The organism is Faecalicatena faecalis, from assembly GCF_012524165.2.
In the GTDB taxonomy this organism is placed as follows: Bacteria; Bacillota; Clostridia; order Lachnospirales; family Lachnospiraceae; genus Faecalicatena_A; species Faecalicatena_A faecalis.
Genome location: NZ_JABACJ020000032.1, coordinates 1 through 17,997 on the forward strand (window position 1 = coordinate 1; position 17,997 = coordinate 17,997).

18 protein-coding genes are annotated in these 17,997 nt (G+C 43.2%); 1 reads left to right on the forward strand and 17 read right to left on the reverse strand.

Annotated elements, in window-relative coordinates; translation table 11 throughout:
- Nucleotides 1–147: 147 nt before the first annotated feature.
- The 7 genes from HGO97_RS21360 to HGO97_RS21390 all read right to left on the reverse strand — a co-directional run bounded on the left by HGO97_RS21360 (nucleotide 148) and on the right by HGO97_RS21390 (nucleotide 8,642).
- Complete coding sequence (locus HGO97_RS21360) at nucleotides 148–1,638, reverse strand: DUF4153 domain-containing protein (RefSeq protein ID WP_168866580.1); 1,491 nt, start codon at nucleotides 1,636–1,638, stop codon at nucleotides 148–150.
- A gap of 27 nt (nucleotides 1,639–1,665) precedes the next feature.
- On the reverse strand, nucleotides 1,666–1,878 hold the full coding sequence (locus HGO97_RS21365; protein ID WP_168866579.1) for a helix-turn-helix domain-containing protein: 213 nt from the start codon (nucleotides 1,876–1,878) through the stop codon (nucleotides 1,666–1,668).
- A 10-nt stretch (nucleotides 1,879–1,888) separates the two neighbouring features.
- Nucleotides 1,889–2,341 (reverse strand): DUF2975 domain-containing protein, encoded by a 453-nt coding sequence (locus HGO97_RS21370; RefSeq protein WP_168866578.1) that lies wholly within the window; start codon nucleotides 2,339–2,341, stop codon nucleotides 1,889–1,891.
- 231 nt (nucleotides 2,342–2,572) lie between these two features.
- On the reverse strand, nucleotides 2,573–3,700 hold the full coding sequence (locus HGO97_RS21375) for a DUF4179 domain-containing protein (RefSeq protein WP_216245062.1): 1,128 nt from the start codon (nucleotides 3,698–3,700) through the stop codon (nucleotides 2,573–2,575).
- The gene (locus tag HGO97_RS21380) at nucleotides 3,624–4,214 is read right to left on the reverse strand and encodes a sigma-70 family RNA polymerase sigma factor (RefSeq protein ID WP_216245063.1); all 591 of its coding nucleotides are present in this window, start codon (nucleotides 4,212–4,214) and stop codon (nucleotides 3,624–3,626) included. The genes HGO97_RS21375 and HGO97_RS21380 overlap by 77 nt, the downstream gene beginning before the upstream one ends.
- 358 nt (nucleotides 4,215–4,572) lie before the next feature.
- Nucleotides 4,573–5,922: an MFS transporter gene (locus tag HGO97_RS21385; protein ID WP_216245065.1), complete on the reverse strand. Its 1,350-nt coding sequence runs from the start codon at nucleotides 5,920–5,922 to the stop codon at nucleotides 4,573–4,575.
- Nucleotides 5,923–5,924: 2 nt separating this feature from the next.
- Nucleotides 5,925–8,642 (reverse strand): alpha-L-rhamnosidase, encoded by a 2,718-nt coding sequence (locus tag HGO97_RS21390; protein WP_216245067.1) that lies wholly within the window; start codon nucleotides 8,640–8,642, stop codon nucleotides 5,925–5,927.
- Nucleotides 8,643–8,903: 261 nt separating this feature from the next.
- Between HGO97_RS21390 and HGO97_RS21395 the strand changes: the two genes are divergently transcribed.
- The gene (locus tag HGO97_RS21395) at nucleotides 8,904–9,920 is read left to right on the forward strand and encodes an AraC family transcriptional regulator (RefSeq protein WP_216245069.1); all 1,017 of its coding nucleotides are present in this window, start codon (nucleotides 8,904–8,906) and stop codon (nucleotides 9,918–9,920) included.
- Between the two features lie 5 nt (nucleotides 9,921–9,925).
- Here HGO97_RS21395 and HGO97_RS21400 read toward each other — a convergent pair whose 3' ends face one another.
- The 10 genes from HGO97_RS21400 to HGO97_RS21445 form a co-directional block, all read right to left on the reverse strand.
- Nucleotides 9,926–10,174, reverse strand: coding sequence for a MoaD/ThiS family protein (locus HGO97_RS21400; RefSeq protein WP_216245071.1), 249 nt, complete (start codon nucleotides 10,172–10,174; stop codon nucleotides 9,926–9,928).
- A 13-nt stretch (nucleotides 10,175–10,187) separates the two neighbouring features.
- Nucleotides 10,188–12,074, reverse strand: a complete 1,887-nt coding sequence (locus HGO97_RS21405) for an aldehyde ferredoxin oxidoreductase family protein (protein WP_216245073.1) — start codon at nucleotides 12,072–12,074, stop codon at nucleotides 10,188–10,190.
- Entirely contained in the window at nucleotides 12,074–12,496 is a 423-nt protein-coding gene (locus HGO97_RS21410) for a 4Fe-4S binding protein (RefSeq protein ID WP_216245074.1), read from the reverse strand. Before HGO97_RS21410 ends, HGO97_RS21405 begins: the two co-directional genes overlap by 1 nt.
- 80 nt (nucleotides 12,497–12,576) lie before the next feature.
- Nucleotides 12,577–13,764 (reverse strand): iron-containing alcohol dehydrogenase, encoded by a 1,188-nt coding sequence (locus HGO97_RS21415; RefSeq protein ID WP_216245075.1) that lies wholly within the window; start codon nucleotides 13,762–13,764, stop codon nucleotides 12,577–12,579.
- Between the two features lie 23 nt (nucleotides 13,765–13,787).
- Complete coding sequence (locus HGO97_RS21420; RefSeq protein ID WP_216245076.1) at nucleotides 13,788–14,288, reverse strand: hypothetical protein; 501 nt, start codon at nucleotides 14,286–14,288, stop codon at nucleotides 13,788–13,790.
- A gap of 207 nt (nucleotides 14,289–14,495) precedes the next feature.
- Nucleotides 14,496–15,050, reverse strand: coding sequence for a signal peptidase I (locus HGO97_RS21425; RefSeq protein ID WP_216245077.1), 555 nt, complete (start codon nucleotides 15,048–15,050; stop codon nucleotides 14,496–14,498).
- A gap of 5 nt (nucleotides 15,051–15,055) precedes the next feature.
- Nucleotides 15,056–16,000: a MucBP domain-containing protein gene (locus tag HGO97_RS21430; protein ID WP_168866589.1), complete on the reverse strand. Its 945-nt coding sequence runs from the start codon at nucleotides 15,998–16,000 to the stop codon at nucleotides 15,056–15,058.
- Between the two features lie 2 nt (nucleotides 16,001–16,002).
- Complete coding sequence (locus HGO97_RS21435; RefSeq protein ID WP_168866588.1) at nucleotides 16,003–16,743, reverse strand: hypothetical protein; 741 nt, start codon at nucleotides 16,741–16,743, stop codon at nucleotides 16,003–16,005.
- A gap of 18 nt (nucleotides 16,744–16,761) precedes the next feature.
- Nucleotides 16,762–17,475, reverse strand: coding sequence for a hypothetical protein (locus HGO97_RS21440; RefSeq protein ID WP_168866587.1), 714 nt, complete (start codon nucleotides 17,473–17,475; stop codon nucleotides 16,762–16,764).
- Nucleotides 17,475–17,996 carry a hypothetical protein gene (locus tag HGO97_RS21445; protein ID WP_168866586.1) on the reverse strand — a complete coding sequence of 174 codons (522 nt, stop codon included), beginning with the start codon at nucleotides 17,994–17,996 and terminating at the stop codon, nucleotides 17,475–17,477. The genes HGO97_RS21440 and HGO97_RS21445 overlap by 1 nt, the downstream gene beginning before the upstream one ends.
- Nucleotide 17,997: the final 1 nt, after the last annotated feature.

Consider the following 17,997-nt stretch of genomic DNA (forward strand, 5'->3'; position numbering starts at 1 on the left):
TTTGTATAACAAACGTCGCGCACCCGCATAGCGGGTGGTTTATATTTCGCACGTTTCCGTTTCTCTGCTGAGAAACTCCAACGTACTCAACAGGGTCTATCCGACCCATAAAAAAAGGACAGAAGCCGCGGCTTCTGTCCCCATCTATTAATCATCTGTATCCAAAAGGTGCAGATACTCCCTTGCGGCATCCTTCGCCTCTGCCCTGGCAAAATTCCAGGACCTCAATGTCATTTTTTGATCCAATATCCTGCGATAATATTCTTCTACATTTTCTTTCCAGTACTGCTCTTGCCATGGCTGGTCTTTTGCTGCCTTCTTTCCGGCCTCTGCAAGCACAGGTGCGGCATCCCATGAGCTTGAGTAAATGAGGTACGCCATATCATCGGATGTGATATAGTCCCAATGCTCTACGTTATACTCTGCCACTCTTCTGTCTACCTTCGAAAATGACAGCCCAATATAGCACACGGTCACAATCACCATAATATAACGAAATAATTGAAAATCCCGCTTGATAATACTCCACATAACGCCAAACATAATCAGCATTAAAACTCCAAGAAACCAGAGCACCAGGACCCGCAGGAATGTAAGATAATAGGCATTCACATAAAGGACCATCCTGTACGCCGCAGACAGTGTCATAATACAGGTACATACAGAAATTACCATTAAAAGGATTTTTAATATCTTATTTTCCTGAAAAACGCTGATACAGACCAGAACTGTAACAATATTAATGAGACTGACCAGCAATAATTGCCAGAAACCAGCGTGGGCATATTGAGAATAAGTCACTCCATCCGGCAGCCCGCTTTCTAATCTCATGAACAGGAATAGGATTTGGATGACTGAGTAAAACACATAAATTGCTGCGAGTATCCCTGCAAAAGTTACTCCTGTGACCGGATTGATGTTGCCTTCCTTTCCCTTGACAGTCCCTCCCTCTTGGCTCTTAAATTCCAATCTTGAAATTCCCGAAAGAAATGCATAAATCAAAACAAAACCGGCTAGAAATGTAAAGAACAGTCCCCACGCTTCTCCAAATTTAAAAATATGAATGAACCCTCCAAAAAAGGAAGCAAAAATCTGATCAGAAAAAATAAGCAGTGGAAGCACCACCACCAAAAGGCATGCTGCTATCAAAAGCCCTATTATGACTGGCTTGATATACTTACTTTTTTCTTTTTCCCTGTCCTGATTGTATTGAATCCCATGAAGAAGAGGATCAAGAACAGATATCACTGTCTTTCCTGTTAAAACCAGGATATTGACCAGATATTGCTGGAAATTTAAATTGCCTCCCGGATTTACCTGCCGAATCACTGCTGTCATTAAAAGAAGGAGGATTCCTGCCCAGTTGAATACATGGAAAAAGCCGCTGCTTGTCATCGTCGTCGAAACACCAAGCAAAAGCATAGCCATCACATAGATCATAAAATTTCTCTGTATCGTGATTCCCATTCTTTTCATGAACAGCACCGTCGTGAAAATGGTAGCGGCAACACAGACAGGGAAGGTAATACCTGAAAGATTTTGATACAAACAGAATGTAAAAATCATTCCATATATCCCGCACATACTCATCATATACGTATAATTTTCTTCTACTTTTTTTACTGTCAATGTCTCCATATGAGATCTCCTTTTTTGAACATCTACCTATTCTTCATCCTTTACATATTCCAGAATATCCCCCGGCTGGCAGTCTAACGCCTTGCAGATTGCATCCAATGTCGTAAATCTGACCGCCTTTGCTTTATTATTTTTCAAGATAGAAAGGTTGGCCATTGTGATATCTATTTTCTGGGCCAGTTCTGTAACACTCATCTTTCTTTTTGCCATCATTACATCTAAGTTCACTATGATTGCCATATTCCTCCTCCTAAATCGTTAAGTCATTTTCCAACTTGTAACGCACGGCCTCCTGAAAAACGCAGGATAATACATGACTGAAGATGCCTGCTATAAAGAAGGTCAGAATGATTACGAAAGTAGCAGGTGTTATAAAAAAGAATAGCTTTAAGATAAAAAGTGCGGAAATGACAAGACTTACCTTTCCCATCAGCTTCAGGCTCGCAATATTAGCCTCTACAAAACAATTCTGTTCCACCACTGTCTTCATCATCTTCCGAAGCTGATAAACAATCGTAATTCCACAGATTCCGGCAAGTGCATACGTAACCAACATCTGCCAGTAGACATCTGTAATCGCAGAAGAGTAGTATCTGCCTGCCAGCTTGATAATAAACGGAAGACCAATCAGGACAATAATTCCTGAGTAAAACATCATTCCTAAAAATAAAACTGTGAATCTGATTAACTTATTTTGATTCATAACATTCGTCCTTTCTCTTTCAAATTTCTCATAAATGACCGATTTTATATCCGCTGCATTATTATTTCCTTTTTCTGGATTATATCACCGCGTAGTATGAATTTCAATATATTTTTATTGTTTTTCGATATATATTTATTAAATTATAATAAAAGGCTATTCTGATTGTCAGGTGACGATCAAAATAGCCTTTACTTTTTTATACTTCTTTTCTAACACTTGTTTTGATATCTATTCCTTTTCTACCGGCACCTTTACAAGCCCTTCCTCGGTCCCAAAGATCAGTTCACTTACATTTTCATAGTCTATGATCTGCGGATTATATCCATATTCCCGGTATTGGGTCTTCTCATCGTTTATAAACTCCCCATTCAGGGCACTGCATGCGCTTTCACGGGAACTTCCATCTTCATAGACCACTCCTACCAGAGATGGCGGATTTACGATATGCTCAAAAGTCCCCTGCTCTCCATTTTGGTAGGTACAAGGAAGCAGTTCCTTCTTCAGCGTCCAATCCAAATCCAGGGTATATGACACTGAAGACAGATGTATCTTCCTGACAAATGCTTCCGTCCCTGGTATTTGTTGATTTACCTCATAGTCCTTTCCATTATCCTCATTGTCCAGAATCATATCAAGTTCCCACGTAGAATCTACCACTACGGGATAATCTTCTCTGGCCATCCTATTTATTTTTCCCTCGTATTCATCTATCACCTGATGGAAAATCAATTGAATCTCCTGATTCAGGACTCCCTCTTTTCCAGTATCCTGTATCAGAATCTCATACTCCAATCCTTCACTTAGATCTCTTTCCATTGGGTCAGTAAGAAAATTTCCAAAAAAGGCAAGCTTTTTATCTCCCGACTTCACCTCAATATCACCAAAATTCATATTTTTGTTAAGCTCAAATCCTTCGGTCCCCTGAATCTTCAGAATAATGTGTGCGATACTGTTGTCCGCCACGGACTGCACCGCCTCTATCCGAATACCGTCATGTTCCGCATATTGGTTCATTTCCTTTGCTGTATTAGAATCATTTAACTTTTTCTCGATTTCCGGCGACGTATGATACTGTTTCGAAAAGCTGTCATTCCAATGAAAATATGCTGCTGCACCGACCGTCAGGCTGCTGATCATAAGTGTCGCCGCCAGGATTACTACCGCAATCTTTTTCTTCGTGAATACACGCTTCTTTCTGGAGCCTGCAGAGCGCTTGTTCTGCCTTTTTCCCGTCCATTCCTGCCCTTCTTCGTCCTTTCGGATCGTTTGGAAGGCCTGTTCAGCTTTCTGCCATACGATTTCCGGTATTTCTGCCTCTTCCTGAAGTTTTGGAATCCACGTTCTTTTTTCGTCCATTTGCTCTCCTCCTTCCTGTCCTATTTATAAATATCTCCTGCATCTCTTCTCTGCCCCGTTTCAGCCTGGTACGTACCGTATTTTCATTCATATCCAGTATCTGGGCAATCTCTCCTGTCTGAAGACCTTCTACATAGAATAAAATCATGATCAACCGGTACTTCTCATCCAAAAGCTGGATGACCTCTTTCCATTCCAATTCTTCGAACGCCCTGTCACTGACGGGCTGCTCTTCTATATTGCTGGAAAAATGAATTACTTTATTTCTTTTTAGAATATCACAGCATTTTCTCATCAGAATCCTCGTCATCCATGTCTTGAAATAATCATCATGCTTCAGAGACGGAAGCTTTTCATAACAAACCAAAATCGTTTCCTGCACTGCATCGGCAACGTCCTCATCGGAAGGAAGGTACGCCTTCGCTACCTTGTACAGGCTCTGTATGTTCCTTCTAATTAATTCCTCAAATGCATCCGGGTCCTTCTGTTTTGCTTTCCGAACTAATTCTTCCATCCATTTACCTCCCTTCTGCCCCTTTATACCTATTAGACACTATAAATGAAGTTCGTGTTTCAATTATTTATTTTTAATTCCTTCCGCGATTTTCCACGATAAATAGTCAAAGCTGATATTCCAAATCCACCTCGCAGTTTCCTTATATCCTGTTCTTTCTATATATTCTGCTCTTTTTCATATATCCTGCTCTGTCTATAACATAAAATATACTCCCTCCTAAGTAAACAAGTTTTTATGATTTTACTTGTTCACCTCGAAGGGAGTATATTATGAAGCTTATTTTTAAATGAATCATATTTTTGTTATCTGCATTACACTGGAATCTATAGGGTTCGCAGCGAATTTTCGGCAGCTTTTATCTATGGAGTTCGCGGCGAATCTCCGGCAGCTTTTTATCCAGATCATATACCAGCATTAACAGCAGACTCAATACTGCAAATACGATCGGAGCATAGATAAATACTACTTTAATTGACATTAATGCTCCTGCAGATTGTGTTGCCGCACTGGATAAATATCCTCCAATGCTTAATATCACGCCCATGATCAATCCACCGATTCCGCTTCCGACCTTTTCCCCGAATGTTGCTGCTGAGAATACAAGCCCCTCATTTCTGGTATGTGTTTTCCATTCACCATAGTCGACTACATCACCTAACATGGCATATCCAGCCACGGCACCAGGTGCTTTTCCAAATCCTTTGATGACAACTCCCAGTACAACAATATAGAAATTTTCCGGGAAAAGTGCAATTACAATTGCACCCAGGATATAAATAATACTTCCAGCTATACAGAGATTTCGTTTGGAAATTCTCTTCATCAGTGCCGGGACAGCCAATGCGCCAATCATAATTGGAATTGTCAGAGCCGTTCCAATGATGCCCATTTTGTTTCCGTCACCCAATATCCAGGTCGCATAGTAAATGTTGATTCCACCCAGACCAGAATCGATAAAGGTAGCGAACAGGTAACCGATCAGAATGAGCCAGTATTTATTTTTTACCAGATTTTGAAGCTGTTTGGATAAAGGAAGCTTTTCTTCCTTTCCACTTTCTTCAATTGCCTCAATCACACGTTCTTCTGAATTTTTATACAGCGCCATCAACAGTACGGTCGCTGCAAATCCGAACAGAGCTGCCATGATGGTCCATGCTTTCTTGTCGCCGCCCAGAATGGTGATCAACGGCCAGACGATTGCATTTACAAGAGTTGCACCGCCATATCCGAATAAGGTCCTCATGGTTGACATAACACCTCGTTCCACAGGGTCTGAGGTTGATGTACTGAGCATGGAGTTATAAGGCACCATGGTAGCAGTGTAGATTCCTGCCATTGCAAGAACATATGTTATGAACGCATAAATGGCCTTTCCCGTTGTTCCCAAGAAGTCTGGCGAGGAAAAAAGAAGGACGATTGCCAGAGCATAAGGAATTGCCATTCTAAAAATCCATGGTCTTGCTTTTCCCTTCTTGGATGTTGAGCGGTCCACGATCGTTCCCATGACAAGGTCAGAGATTCCATCGAATACTCTCGCCCAAAGCAGAATATTACTTGCCACTACAACACTTAATCCTACAACATCAGTATAATAGTATGTGATAAATGATCCCGCTGTGGTGAACATCAAGTTTGCTGCCAGATTTCCAAAACCATATGTAATCTTTTCACTTGCCGGCATTTTTCCGGTTTTTGTTTTTCCCATGATTAATTCTCCTTTAATATATAATCGAATTCAAATACGCCAGAACCAATCTCAAATGCAGTTTCATTTCCTACATTTATCTCTTTTTCTGTGCGGGATTTTGATTCCGTATATTCTACATCATAGAGAACATGTTTCACTGTCTGAACTTTTCCCTCTGTATATACTGCATGTCCTTCTGTCACTTCTTCTATCTGCTTTTTGAGACTCTGTTCGTCAGCCGGTTCAGGAAGCATGATAAACGCTTTTGTATTAGCTGGAACAACTGCCTTAATATGGATTCTATTTCCATCCAATTTCCATTCACAGCTTACGATTCCATGCATCGTGGTCAGGGTACATTCTGCACTTTGAATTCTTTCATCTGGCTTCGGAGCAATGATCGTCTTCTTATACCCCGGCTCTTTCATATCGATTCCACCGATCGTGCGATACATCCAGCTTCCGATGGAACCGTATGCATAGTGGTTGAAGGAATTCATCTCTGTTGACCAGAATGATCCATCTACCTTCTGGCTGTCCCAATGCTCCCACATTGTCGTTGCACCGTGGTCTACCTGATAGAGCCATGACGGGAAATCATTGTTGAATAATAAGGTATATGCTAAATCATTGTATCCTTGCTCTGTCAGGACATGGCAGATATATGGAGTCCCCAAAAAGCCTGTATCCAGGTGGTTATCCTTTTTCTTTACCAGTTCTACCAGACGTTCTGCCGCTCTCTTTTCATCCTCTTTTTTCAACAGACCAAATTTGAGGGCAAGGACATAGGCTGTCTGTGTATATGATGTCAGTTCAGCGTCCTGCTTCACAAAATTTCCCCGGAACGCTTCACAAATATTTTCGTATAAATCACTGTACTCTTTATAGTCTGACATTTTACCAAGTATTCTTGCTGTCTCTGCAAAAAGGCCTGTAGAATATGCATAATATGCAGTTGCCGCATAACATCCCTCTGTAGCACCGTAAAAGCTATCTTCCTTGGAGTCCATTCCCAGCCAATCTCCGAGCTGAGCCCCCGTATCCCAGAGATACTCATTGTCGCCCTCGCGGCGGATATAATCAATCCATGCCTTCATGCTGTCATACTGCTCTTTTAAAATATCTTTATCTCCGTAAGCCTCGTAAATGACCCATGGGCAGATCACTGCCGCATCTCCCCATGCCGCTGTTGTATTGGATAATCCATCGGAGAAGACTCCTTTTAAAATATCCGGGACAACATATGGTGCTGCGCCCTCCTGCTCCATCTGATTGTCCTTTAAGTCCCGTAGCCATTTTCTGAAGAATCTGTTGATTTGAAAATCAAATGCTGCTGTCGGACAGATAATCTGTGCATCAGCAGTCCATCCCAGCCTCTCATCTCTCTGCGGACAGTCTGTCGGGATATCTACGAAATTGCCTCGCTGTCCCCAAAGGATATTGCTTTGAAGCTGATTAATTCTTTCATTTCCTGTATGGAACTCGCAGAGCTGCTCCATGCTGCTGGACAATACGATTCCCTGGAAATCCTCTGCCTGAACCTCCTCTGTAAATCCTTCCAGCTTCACATAACGGAAACCGTGGAAGGTGAAATGAGGTTCATATTCTTTTCCATCGTTGGCTTCTAATCGAAAGGTATCTATCGCATCTGCCTTGCGCAGATTCTCACTGTAGAAATTTCCATCCTTGTCAAGGACCTCGCCGTAAGACAGCTTAAGGTCTCCATCCACAGTGTGAATATTTTTAAAACGGACCCATCCGACCATATTCTGTCCCATATCCAGCACACAGTTTCCAGAAGCATCTTTGAAAATGCTAAGCGGTTTGATTGTGATGATATTTTTAACAGAAGGCCCCTCCTGCGGCACAAGTGTTTTCATCGGATAAGAAAATTCTTTCATCTGCCCACAGTGATATTCCTTTTGGCGGCTGTCATATGCTTCACCATTATAAAAATCCGAATACATAATCTCACGGAATTTCTGTTCCCATGTACCGTCTGTTCCAATCACCTTTACACTTCCATCCTCCAGCTTGATTTCGAGCTGGGCCAGAAGGGCATTTGAACTGCCATATGTGTTCTTTCTACCTTCCCATCCAAGATACCCTGAAAACCATCCTTCTGCAACCGTTACCTTGATGATGTTCTCAGAATCCAGCATATCCGTGACATCATAGGACTGGAACTGAACACGGTAGTTGTAATCCGTAAATCCCGGTCGGAAATAATCCTCGCTGATCTTCTTTCCATTTAATTCTGCGTTATATACACCTAAAGCGGAAATATACAGGCGTGCCTGGATTGCTTTAGCTGGCAGCTTGAACTGCTTTTCTGCAAGAAATGGACGTCTGTAATTTTTATTTCCGTGTACTTCCACAACCTCTGGCTTGATCCATTTTGCGGTCCATTCGCTGCTGTTCATAATCGTTGTCTCGAAAAAGATCGGCTCTGACCATTCTGTCAGGATCTCTGCCGTGATCCATGACTGGACCCTTACATAATACCTGGTTCTGGATTCCAGTTGAGGCCCAGTATACTCTATTCCTGTGGTCTCTGACGTATGCCTTTGGTAATCCCAGATGATTTCCTGGAAGTCCGCATCCATTGCCACCTGAATATGATATCTGAACTGCTCTACAAAACGACTGTCACTTTCCAACCACCAAGAAAAGATTGGATGGTTGATTCCTATTACATCTGCTTCATCATTACACCGTAAATGGGTTACTTTATACATGTTCATTATCCCCTTTATCTGCTAATTTCATAAGGTCCGTTCTTATGTTATTTAAGATAATATTCCTTTTTCTAAAAATGGACAATGAACTAATCGACACTTATTTATGTCAAAATCAAACCTCATAGTATTGCGATATATACAGAAATTTTATATAATATGATAAGGAGATACCAAGTTTAAAAGGTCATACGTTTCATGCTTACATGAAAAAGCCTTGCATAAAAAAGCATGACTTTGGAATATTGGAGGAAGAGATTTATGTATAGCCCGGATGAATTAATGCAGGAATTTAAACAATTATCAATTCTCGAAAAGATTGCCCTGGAAACCGGCGAGGAGGATGATATCAAGCTGGGAGAATATCTGGGCACTTCTGATTACAGATATGTAGATGGAAATATTCGGGAACTCACGCAAAAGTATTATTTTAAGGGGAAAGAAGGCATTACTTACTCCAAGCATCCTTTCTATATCAGATCTGGAATGCACAGACATGATTTTTTCGAGATGGCCTATGCTTATAAAGGGGACTTTGTACAGACGATCAATAACACACAGATGACGATTCGGGAAGGAAGCCTGCTTCTGCTCGATACTTATGTATCACACAGTGTAGGACCTGTTGATGAAAATACAATTATTGTAAATATTCTAATGACAAGAGAGTACTTCAGTGAAAAGCTGATGAAACGGTTTTCTCAGAACAACCTGATTACGGAATTCATCGTTTCTGCACTTTACAAGAACAGCCTGAAGGGGAATTACCTGCATTTTTCCCTGGACAATAACGATGAAATCAGGAATTATATCAACGCGGTCCTCTTAGAATTAAAACACGATAATCCGGGGAGGGATGAGATCATCAATAGCTTTATGATCATACTTCTCACGATGCTCGCCCGGGAAAAGAACTGCGTGAATGACCAGCCCTCGGGCTCCCGTACTACGCCCTCTTCAGTTGTAAGTATTTTGGATTATATGAATAAGAATTATATGAATCTGACCCTGGAAGATGCGGCCGGCTATTTCCATTTTTCGCCTAATTACTTAAGCAGACTGCTGAAAAAATATACCGGAAAGACCTTTATCTCCATTATCCTGGAATTAAAACTGGAGAAGACCATATTCCTATTAGAACATACGGACTTCTCCATCTCTCGAATCGCTGAGATCGCAGGATTTCGGAATATGAATTACTTTTATAAACTTTTCGAGAAAAAATATGGCTGCACACCGAAGGGGTATCGAGGAAAATTGGAGGAGAGCACAAGATGATTACGCTATCCGCCTCCACAAATGGGAAGAAACCTTACCTCGTCCTCCGGCTTTGTTTTGGTCTTAAAGTTATCAAATGATAAGATACTGACTCCGTTGAGCGTAATCAGACTGCGCTTCGCCTCCTTATAAGCCTCAACGCCGTACCTCCTGCGAATTACACTCAAGCACCCCTTAATATCCGTAATATCAAAAGATTCCTCTTTCCTGCCAGTCATCTCACGAAGCGCACCATAATAGTATACTCTTGACATATCATCACCTAATTCATGAATGTATTTTTAATTGCCACAGTTTAAACAATGACGGAGATCCATCTTCTTTCCATCCCCGGACCTTATAATACCTTGGCAGCATTTTATCGAGGCGTACTACGGACTTGGGATTCTTATCCTGCGGCACCTTTGTTAATCGATCAGGCAGGTTATCGTCATTTGCTGTAAGACCCTCCCGATAGTTATATAACCGCTCTACGTTATATCCTCTTTCACCAAGCTGCATAAAACGTCCCGTTGTCATGTGGATTCCAGTGATCTGCTTGATTGCCTCTGCATGAGGCAGGAGGAACATCGAATTGAACGGAAGTATCCACGGCATGAACTTCCACATGATTCCCAGGACCGGCCTGACCCATATCAAAAATTTTCCGCACAGCCTCGTGACCCAATGAGATGGTCCTAGACGGAAAAGAATGGAGGGAATCATGCTGTATGCGGTAAATAGACAGAATCCCGAACCAGATACTGCTTCCATGGCATTCTGCATGAGGACTGTCAGTTCTGGCTTTCCTTTGGTCTCCAGCGGATCGGTGGACAAAACGCCCACAGACTCCAACAGGGCTAAATAACCGCCGTTCAGGTGGCATCCGCCCCGATTCGAGGTGGCATATCCCAGGCCCATGCCAACTGACTTTCTAGGCTCGTAGGAAGCCAATTCCAGGCCTTTTGCATGGATGGCGGCATCTTCTGCACCATATTTCTCTGCAAGCCATTTTGAGCCATTTGCAAGCTCTGAATAAATACCTTCTCTGTGAGCGATCTTCTTCACAATCTCAGGAATATTACTTACGTCCCCGAAATCGACTCCGAAATCCGCAATCCCTCTTTCCTTGAGCTCCATGGCAAAAGCGATCGTGCCTCCCAGGGAAATGGTATCCATTCCCATGATATCCGCAATATAATTAATCTCATTGATAATGTCCAGGTCTGCACTTTCTACATTCGCTCCAAACAGGCCGACCGTTTCATACTCTGGTCCCTTTACATCCTTCTCATAAACTTTGACTCTTCGTTCACAACGGATCGGACAGCTTACACAGCCCATATTTCTGATTAGCTTTGTATCTGCCAAAGTCTCACCGCTGATGTCCTCTGCCTTGTCATAGAACCCTCTCTGAAAATTCTTTGTAGGCAGAGCATGAGTAGCATTCGCCTTTGTCACAAGTCCTGCACTCCCATACTTTGGAAGCGAGGTCCCGGTCATCGGATGCGACTGAAGGAAACGAACCCATTTTTCTACATGCTTGTCAAACTTCTCTTTATTATAAATCTCTGGCATCTTGGTTCCATATGCCATGACGGCCTTGATGTTCTTGGAGCCGAAAACGGCACCAGCACCGCACCTCCCAGCTACTCTTTCTCCAGATAGTACGCCCGCATACCGGACCTGATTCTCTCCCGCAGGTCCAATCACGATCTTCCCATATTGCTTCGGAAACTCTTCCTGAACTTTTTCTGTATCCATTCCCCAAAGGTGCTCCGCATTCTTGATGTGCACATCTCCATCCAGGATTTCAATATAGGAAGGTACTTTTGCTTTTCCCTTCAAGATCAGACCGTCATATCCGGCCTTCTTCAGCATCATTCCAAAGTTTCCGCCACAGTTCGAAGAAGCAATACCACCGGTCATCAGATTCTTGAAAGACATGTTGAATCTGCTCGAGGATGGTGCTCCGGTACCGTTAGCCGGTCCTGTATTGACGATGATCACAGCCTCTTCTGAAAGAGGATCTACACCCGCCGGGGTCATATCATAGAGCAGTTTTGCCGCCAGTATCTTCCCGCCGATATATCTCTCATATAATTTCTTATCGATCTTCAAACGCTTCACTCTATTCGTTGATAAATCAATCTGCAAATAAACCGGTAAATTCATCAGGCCTCACCTACTTCCATATGAATGGCATGCAGTGGACAGACGGTCTCACATATCCCACATCCCACACATTTTTTCGAATCAATCAATTCCGCAAAAACACGGATATCTCCCTGATAGGCAGGTTCTGAAATTTTCAATGCATCCTTTGTACAATTCCAGACACACATCGAACACGCACTGCACTTGTCTGCTATAATTACCGGTCTTTTCCACTGCGCCCTGGGAACCGCCTTCACAGTCACGCCCTTCGAGTCCTGAACGGCCTCCTGGCTGCACGCCCTGCCGCATACACCGCATTCAACACAGCGCTTTTCATTTATCCTGTGCCGTTCCTTTAAATTTCCTTCCACTGCACCAACGGGACAAAGCTTCTTACATAACGTACATCCAATACACTTCTCCGTAATAAAAAAGGACATGCATTCACCTCCCACAAATTAATCTTCAAGGGGATTAACAAAAGAGTCCGCCCCCTTTGCTTAACCCCCCTTGTTAAATTCTATTCATAAGCCTGATTGAGTATCATGATGACATCGTCATACTCGACAGCAGCCGGATTCACCAGCATAGCCCCGTCATTCAATGCAGTCCGGGCAACTGCATCAAAATCTTTTTTATCGACCTTGGCATCTTTGAGTGTCATCGGAAGACCGCTCAGCTTATGAAGCCTGCGCTCCATTCTTCTGACAGATTTGATAGCCTCTTCCCCACGCTTATTGGCCGGAGTCTGAGCATAGACCTCAGGTCCCTCAAGATATAACAATAGTTCCCCATAAATATCGCCTAATTTCTTGTAATTATACAGCATACAGAACGGCAGCAAGATCGTCATAGCATCTCCATGCGGCACTCTGCACACTCCGCCTAACGCATGACCGATTGCATGGACCATTCCTACCATGGAATTGGAAAATGCTGCGCCTGCCATTGTAGATGCATTCGCCATGGCAAGTCTTGCCTTGGTATTCTTCCCATCCCTGACTGCATCCTCCAGGTTCTCCACAACTAATTTGATTGCTGCTGTGGCATAAGCATCACTCAGCGGGTTCTTCTGATTACAGCTATACGCCTCAATTGCATGGCACAATGCATCAAAACCAGTAGAAGCGGTAGTCTTCGGCGGAAGTGTAGCGGTCATCCTTGGATCTAATACCGCTGCATCCGGGAGTAAATAATTCGAAATGAACTCCATCTTTACCGATTTTTCAATATTCTTAATCACTGCAACAAGTGTCATCTCTGAACCAGTACCAGAAGTCGTCGGAACAGCAATAAATGGGACATGGTTCCCTCTCGTCATAGATTCACAGCCCTGAAGTTCCAGAAGATCTCTAACATCCTGAGAAATCAACATCTCTACTCCTTTTGCTGTATCAATAACAGAACCGCCTCCTACGGCAATGATACTGTCACATCCAGCTTCTTTGTACTTCTCCCCGATCTTATTCACGATCGCTACAGAAGAATCTGAAGGGATATCCGTATAGACTTCCGCCGGCTCCATCCCCGTTGAAGCCATGGCATCGATCACATTCTGCAGTGATCCGATCTTTTCTAATACCTTATCGGATAATAAAATCGGCCTGGATGCTCCCAGTCCTTTTAATTCATATGTAATATTTTCAAGTGCATTTTTTCCTGATAATATCTTTGTTGAATTCTGAAATTCATAATATGATGGCAGCATAAACATTTCCTCCTATTGTCTTATTAAAACCCTAAAATTGCATGGCAGTAAACTGATATACTTCCGATCTGTTTCTCCGGGACCTTCCGCAGAATTCTCCTGGTCATGATCTCCGGGAACAGATACCCTTCAGTCAGATCGATACACCGTACCACAGACATTACTTTTGCAATATCTCCTTTTACAAGGAAGCGATGCTGTGCATAAGCCTGTGATGTCCCGATCTGACCAGAAAATACTAAAAATGCTCCATCAATACTCTTAAATGCGATCATGATGTCCGGGTCTTCAATATCTGAGACTCTCACAATTCCCCATGACACTTTCCTGATACACAGCTTGGGCCCTTTCTCAGCCGCAGCCAATACCATCGTCATCCCAATCGGCCAGTTGGAAATCTCCTCATAGATCCTGGTATCATACTTATACAATACCTTCATCCCCCGATAAAGGAAGAATAGAATTACTTTTTCGAACAGAATCTTCCCTCTGGTCATCCATTTACGCTTTGAACTAACCTGCATGACACTACCTCCTTTTCAAATAAAATCTATCTGACTGTTCTGCATGAAAAATCCTTTTTCTTCTATTATACACTCTTTCGTAAGATAGGAAATATTTGATTATTTTTTGTCATTCTTTTCTTTCATCGTAAAACACGCTTCTTTAAAAACATACTTCTGAAAAAAATAGCAGAAGCCCTCTCTTTTACGAGTTCTTCTGCTATCCCTTTATTCTTCTTCATGTCCCCGCCGGATCACTCCTGCTATAATATGCAGCAGCACCGCTACTCCGATCAGGCTTACCGTTGCTATCTTTCCCGCTGTGGATGCGACCGTGGCCAGAAGCTTGCCCATGAACGGAATCGTCAGCTCCACTCTTCCGAGCAGATTACTGTAAGCTGTAGGCATCGGGTCCTCCTGGTCATTTGCATCGCCCTTAGTCACAAACTGACCTTCTACTACCTGGTTCTTCACCACCCTATGCGTGATGATTGCCCCGGTATCATCTGCGCTGTAGAAAGCGATGACATCATCTTCCTTCACATTTTCTGGAGGCAGGCTCTTTGTATATACCAGACTATCCGTCGGGATTGCCGGCTCCATACTTCCACTGATGACTGTGTATACCTGATAACCGAACATCTGCGGTATCGTAATCGGGACGCACAGCACGATCACGGCGATCAACAGAACCGTTCCCAATACGCTCAGCACAGAAGCGAATTTACTTTTATGTTTACTCTTATGTTTGTTCTTTCTATTCTGATTTTCTTCTCTGCTCATCTGATTTAGTTATTTTTCTTTCCATGTTTTTTGAAGTAGACACGTGTCCCAACTAATGCTGCAATTGCGAGTACTGCGATAATGATATTATATACGATCGGCGCTACACTTTTATCTCTCTCTGCCTTAATATCAGCCTTCGGAACCTCTTCATCATCCAGGTCTACCAGTTCCTGCGGAGTATTTTCCGGCGGAACCTCTACTGTTCCCTGTCCTTCTGCTGTTCCCTGCGTCGTACCGCCTGGTGTCGTTCCACCTGCTGTACCGCCGGCAGCTCCTGCCGTACCAGCCGCTGTTCCTGCTGGGGTAGCTGCAGCCTGAGTTACTACAGTCACATTATTTGCACCTATGATCGTCGTGACAGTTCCATTCTCTGCCGGACTATAAATAAAAGTAAATACATTATCAGCTTCATTTGCACTCAATGTTTTAGCCAGATTGTAGGCCTGCGGCTGGTATCCTTCAATATATTGATAAGCAACAACCGGCTTATCTCCTACATTTCCATAAAATGTCCTGCTTGGTGCCAGCTCATTTCCAGATGCATCCTGATAATTCACTGTGTATGCGACCTGGCTTCCCTTAATTCCGTAAGCAACTACATAATCCACATCACCTGTGACTTTCACCCATTCTGATGAAACCTCTGTGCTGGTATCACCGCCGCTTTGGCGAACTCCCTGAACATAATACTTGCTGTTATTTTCCAGGGAAACAGCCGTGAAGCCTGCAAATGCATCCAGATGTACGGTATCTCCGTAATGGAGCCCGGTAATCTTCATCATATCCTGCCCGCCAGCAAATGTTCCATGATTTCCTGCATAAAACGTAACCGTGTAGGTATATCCGTCCGCGGCCTGAACCTCTGTCGCAAATGTCATCTGAAGGGTCATTGTCAATAATATTGCAAGTCCAAGAAGGCCTTTACGTATTTTCTTACCTGATCTCATACTTATCTGGACCTCCTTTTCTTATTCTCTTTTCTCCTTTTCACAAGCAGGATCGCAATAATCAGTATAATCATTCCTGCCGCAAATGCTGCCAGTGACAGGTACATAATGATATTGGAGTTATCACCTGTCTTGATGATCTTGATATCTTTTCCCGGCTTGGTTACTGTCGTATTACCGCCTTCCACGACCTCCGCCGCAAAACTCATCTGTAACCTTGCCAGTGTATTCTGATAATCATTTCCCTGTGTTTCACCATCTAAGGTTACCTGAAGCTCAATCTTTCCTTTTGCTCCCGGTGAAAGGCGCCCAAGAAAGAAATAATCTTCCAGTGAATTCGTTGCCTGATGAAGACCATTCTGACCTTCGCCGCCGACTGTATCACTGTTATAAAGCTCTGTTGTCTCACCCTTGGCATCCTGATAACTTAAAATATATGTGTAGGCACCGCCATTTGCTGCGCTTCCATCCTCAAGACTCTGTAGGATTTCATTGGACATATACCAGTTCGTATCCTTCTTCGCCGTATTGGCAAGGGAAAGATCTATCAATGCGGTATCTCCCGGCAAAAGCTGATAAACACTGGCATCCAGGTCAGAGCTCTTAAAATTGCTGCTCATCTTATTGCCATCGAAGGCGACCTGCCAGTCGGAACTCCCCTTAATCGTCTCTGCAGATGCATTTAACGGGATGGCAGCGACCATGACCATTGCCAGAATAAAACCGAATATTCTTTTTCTCATGTCTCTCTCCTCCCTGTACTACAGACTTAAAGTTCCATCTGAAGATACATTTACATTGACGCCCCATGCACTCTTTATTGCATCCTGTGCATTATGTGTCTGAACTGCATCTACATGGGCCTCCAGATTAAATGTCACCCCGTCATATCTGTAAGTCGTTGTTACCGTCGTATAACCATTTTCTGACTTCACAGTCTCCTTTGATGCCTTAGATGCAACTGCTCCGTCGATTTTAATTGTATCTGCAAAAATTGGTGCTGTCTCACCGCCTGCCAGCGGTCTTGAATAGTACAGTACGGTACGCTCCTTTGTGGATGCCCCCTTGTCTTCAATCCAGCCGTTCCCTATCAGATCAAGTAGAATCAAGTCCGGTGAAAGAGAAGTCACCTTCTGACCATCCTTCATCCAGCTCTTTGCAATACTGACACGCACATACTGGTCGATCTCACCTGTATTCTTCACCGTCAGCTCTTCTTTGTACTCCCTGCCCGGGATGACCTTTTCATCCTTCCCGACCATATCTGCAAGCAATGCATCTGAAGTCTCTTTTCCATTCTCGACCAGTGCTACACCAATCTCAGATACAGCCAGATTAGCAGTATAATTATCACTGTAATAAGAAAGTGCTGCCCTGGTACTTCCCACTGCACTTCCGGCAAGCAGGATTCCTGCGGCCGCCAGTAATGCAATCGTTGTTTTCTGTCCACGAGAGGCTTTTTTTCTACGTTTCATTATTCACCAGCCTCCTCTCCGTTAAAGTCGGAAGTCGTATCGATCTTCTGCGTCCAGTCTGCGTAAGCTTTTCCATTTTCATCAAACTGAACTGGAGTACATTCCTGAATGACTACGACATTAAAATCATCCTCGAAATCAGCCGGGACATTGATCTTTGCATTCAAAACAGAAGTCTTGCCGCCCGCCGGAACGATTTCACTGTAATACCAGTATTCATCATCGCCCTGACTCCATGCTCCGCTCTCACCGGAAAATTCTACATCGAATTGACTTCCGCTGAACACCTTAACACGTACATAGCAGTCATTTTCTCCTGTATTTGCGATCTCGATATGCTTCGTCCAGTCAGAAAAATCCTCTGTGATATCTGTCTTTGATCCAAGCGAAATCGGATGACCGCCCTGTGCCGACGCATTCGCTGTAAAATATGCCAGGGCGCTGTGTATTGTCATACTGCCTGCCATTATCACAGCGGCTGCTGTCAGCCAGACTGTTTTATTATTTCTAAATCTTTTCATA

What these genes read in the sequence shown, in the direction of transcription:
- HGO97_RS21360 (WP_168866580.1), bottom strand. Translation starts at nt 1,638, where the DNA reads ATGGAGACATTGACAGTAAAAAAAGTAGAAGAAAATTATACGTATATG.
- HGO97_RS21365 (WP_168866579.1), bottom strand. Translation starts at nt 1,878, where the DNA reads ATGGCAATCATAGTGAACTTAGATGTAATGATGGCAAAAAGAAAGATG.
- HGO97_RS21370 (WP_168866578.1), bottom strand. Translation starts at nt 2,341, where the DNA reads ATGAATCAAAATAAGTTAATCAGATTCACAGTTTTATTTTTAGGAATG.
- HGO97_RS21375 (WP_216245062.1), bottom strand. Translation starts at nt 3,700, where the DNA reads ATGGACGAAAAAAGAACGTGGATTCCAAAACTTCAGGAAGAGGCAGAA.
- HGO97_RS21380 (WP_216245063.1), bottom strand. Translation starts at nt 4,214, where the DNA reads ATGGAAGAATTAGTTCGGAAAGCAAAACAGAAGGACCCGGATGCATTT.
- HGO97_RS21385 (WP_216245065.1), bottom strand. Translation starts at nt 5,922, where the DNA reads ATGGGAAAAACAAAAACCGGAAAAATGCCGGCAAGTGAAAAGATTACA.
- HGO97_RS21390 (WP_216245067.1), bottom strand. Translation starts at nt 8,642, where the DNA reads ATGTATAAAGTAACCCATTTACGGTGTAATGATGAAGCAGATGTAATA.
- HGO97_RS21395 (WP_216245069.1), top strand. Translation starts at nt 8,904, where the DNA reads ATGTATAGCCCGGATGAATTAATGCAGGAATTTAAACAATTATCAATT.
- HGO97_RS21400 (WP_216245071.1), bottom strand. Translation starts at nt 10,174, where the DNA reads ATGTCAAGAGTATACTATTATGGTGCGCTTCGTGAGATGACTGGCAGG.
- HGO97_RS21405 (WP_216245073.1), bottom strand. Translation starts at nt 12,074, where the DNA reads ATGAATTTACCGGTTTATTTGCAGATTGATTTATCAACGAATAGAGTG.
- HGO97_RS21410 (WP_216245074.1), bottom strand. Translation starts at nt 12,496, where the DNA reads ATGTCCTTTTTTATTACGGAGAAGTGTATTGGATGTACGTTATGTAAG.
- HGO97_RS21415 (WP_216245075.1), bottom strand. Translation starts at nt 13,764, where the DNA reads ATGCTGCCATCATATTATGAATTTCAGAATTCAACAAAGATATTATCA.
- HGO97_RS21420 (WP_216245076.1), bottom strand. Translation starts at nt 14,288, where the DNA reads ATGCAGGTTAGTTCAAAGCGTAAATGGATGACCAGAGGGAAGATTCTG.
- HGO97_RS21425 (WP_216245077.1), bottom strand. Translation starts at nt 15,050, where the DNA reads ATGAGCAGAGAAGAAAATCAGAATAGAAAGAACAAACATAAGAGTAAA.
- HGO97_RS21430 (WP_168866589.1), bottom strand. Translation starts at nt 16,000, where the DNA reads ATGAGATCAGGTAAGAAAATACGTAAAGGCCTTCTTGGACTTGCAATA.
- HGO97_RS21435 (WP_168866588.1), bottom strand. Translation starts at nt 16,743, where the DNA reads ATGAGAAAAAGAATATTCGGTTTTATTCTGGCAATGGTCATGGTCGCT.
- HGO97_RS21440 (WP_168866587.1), bottom strand. Translation starts at nt 17,475, where the DNA reads ATGAAACGTAGAAAAAAAGCCTCTCGTGGACAGAAAACAACGATTGCA.
- HGO97_RS21445 (WP_168866586.1), bottom strand. Translation starts at nt 17,996, where the DNA reads ATGAAAAGATTTAGAAATAATAAAACAGTCTGGCTGACAGCAGCCGCT.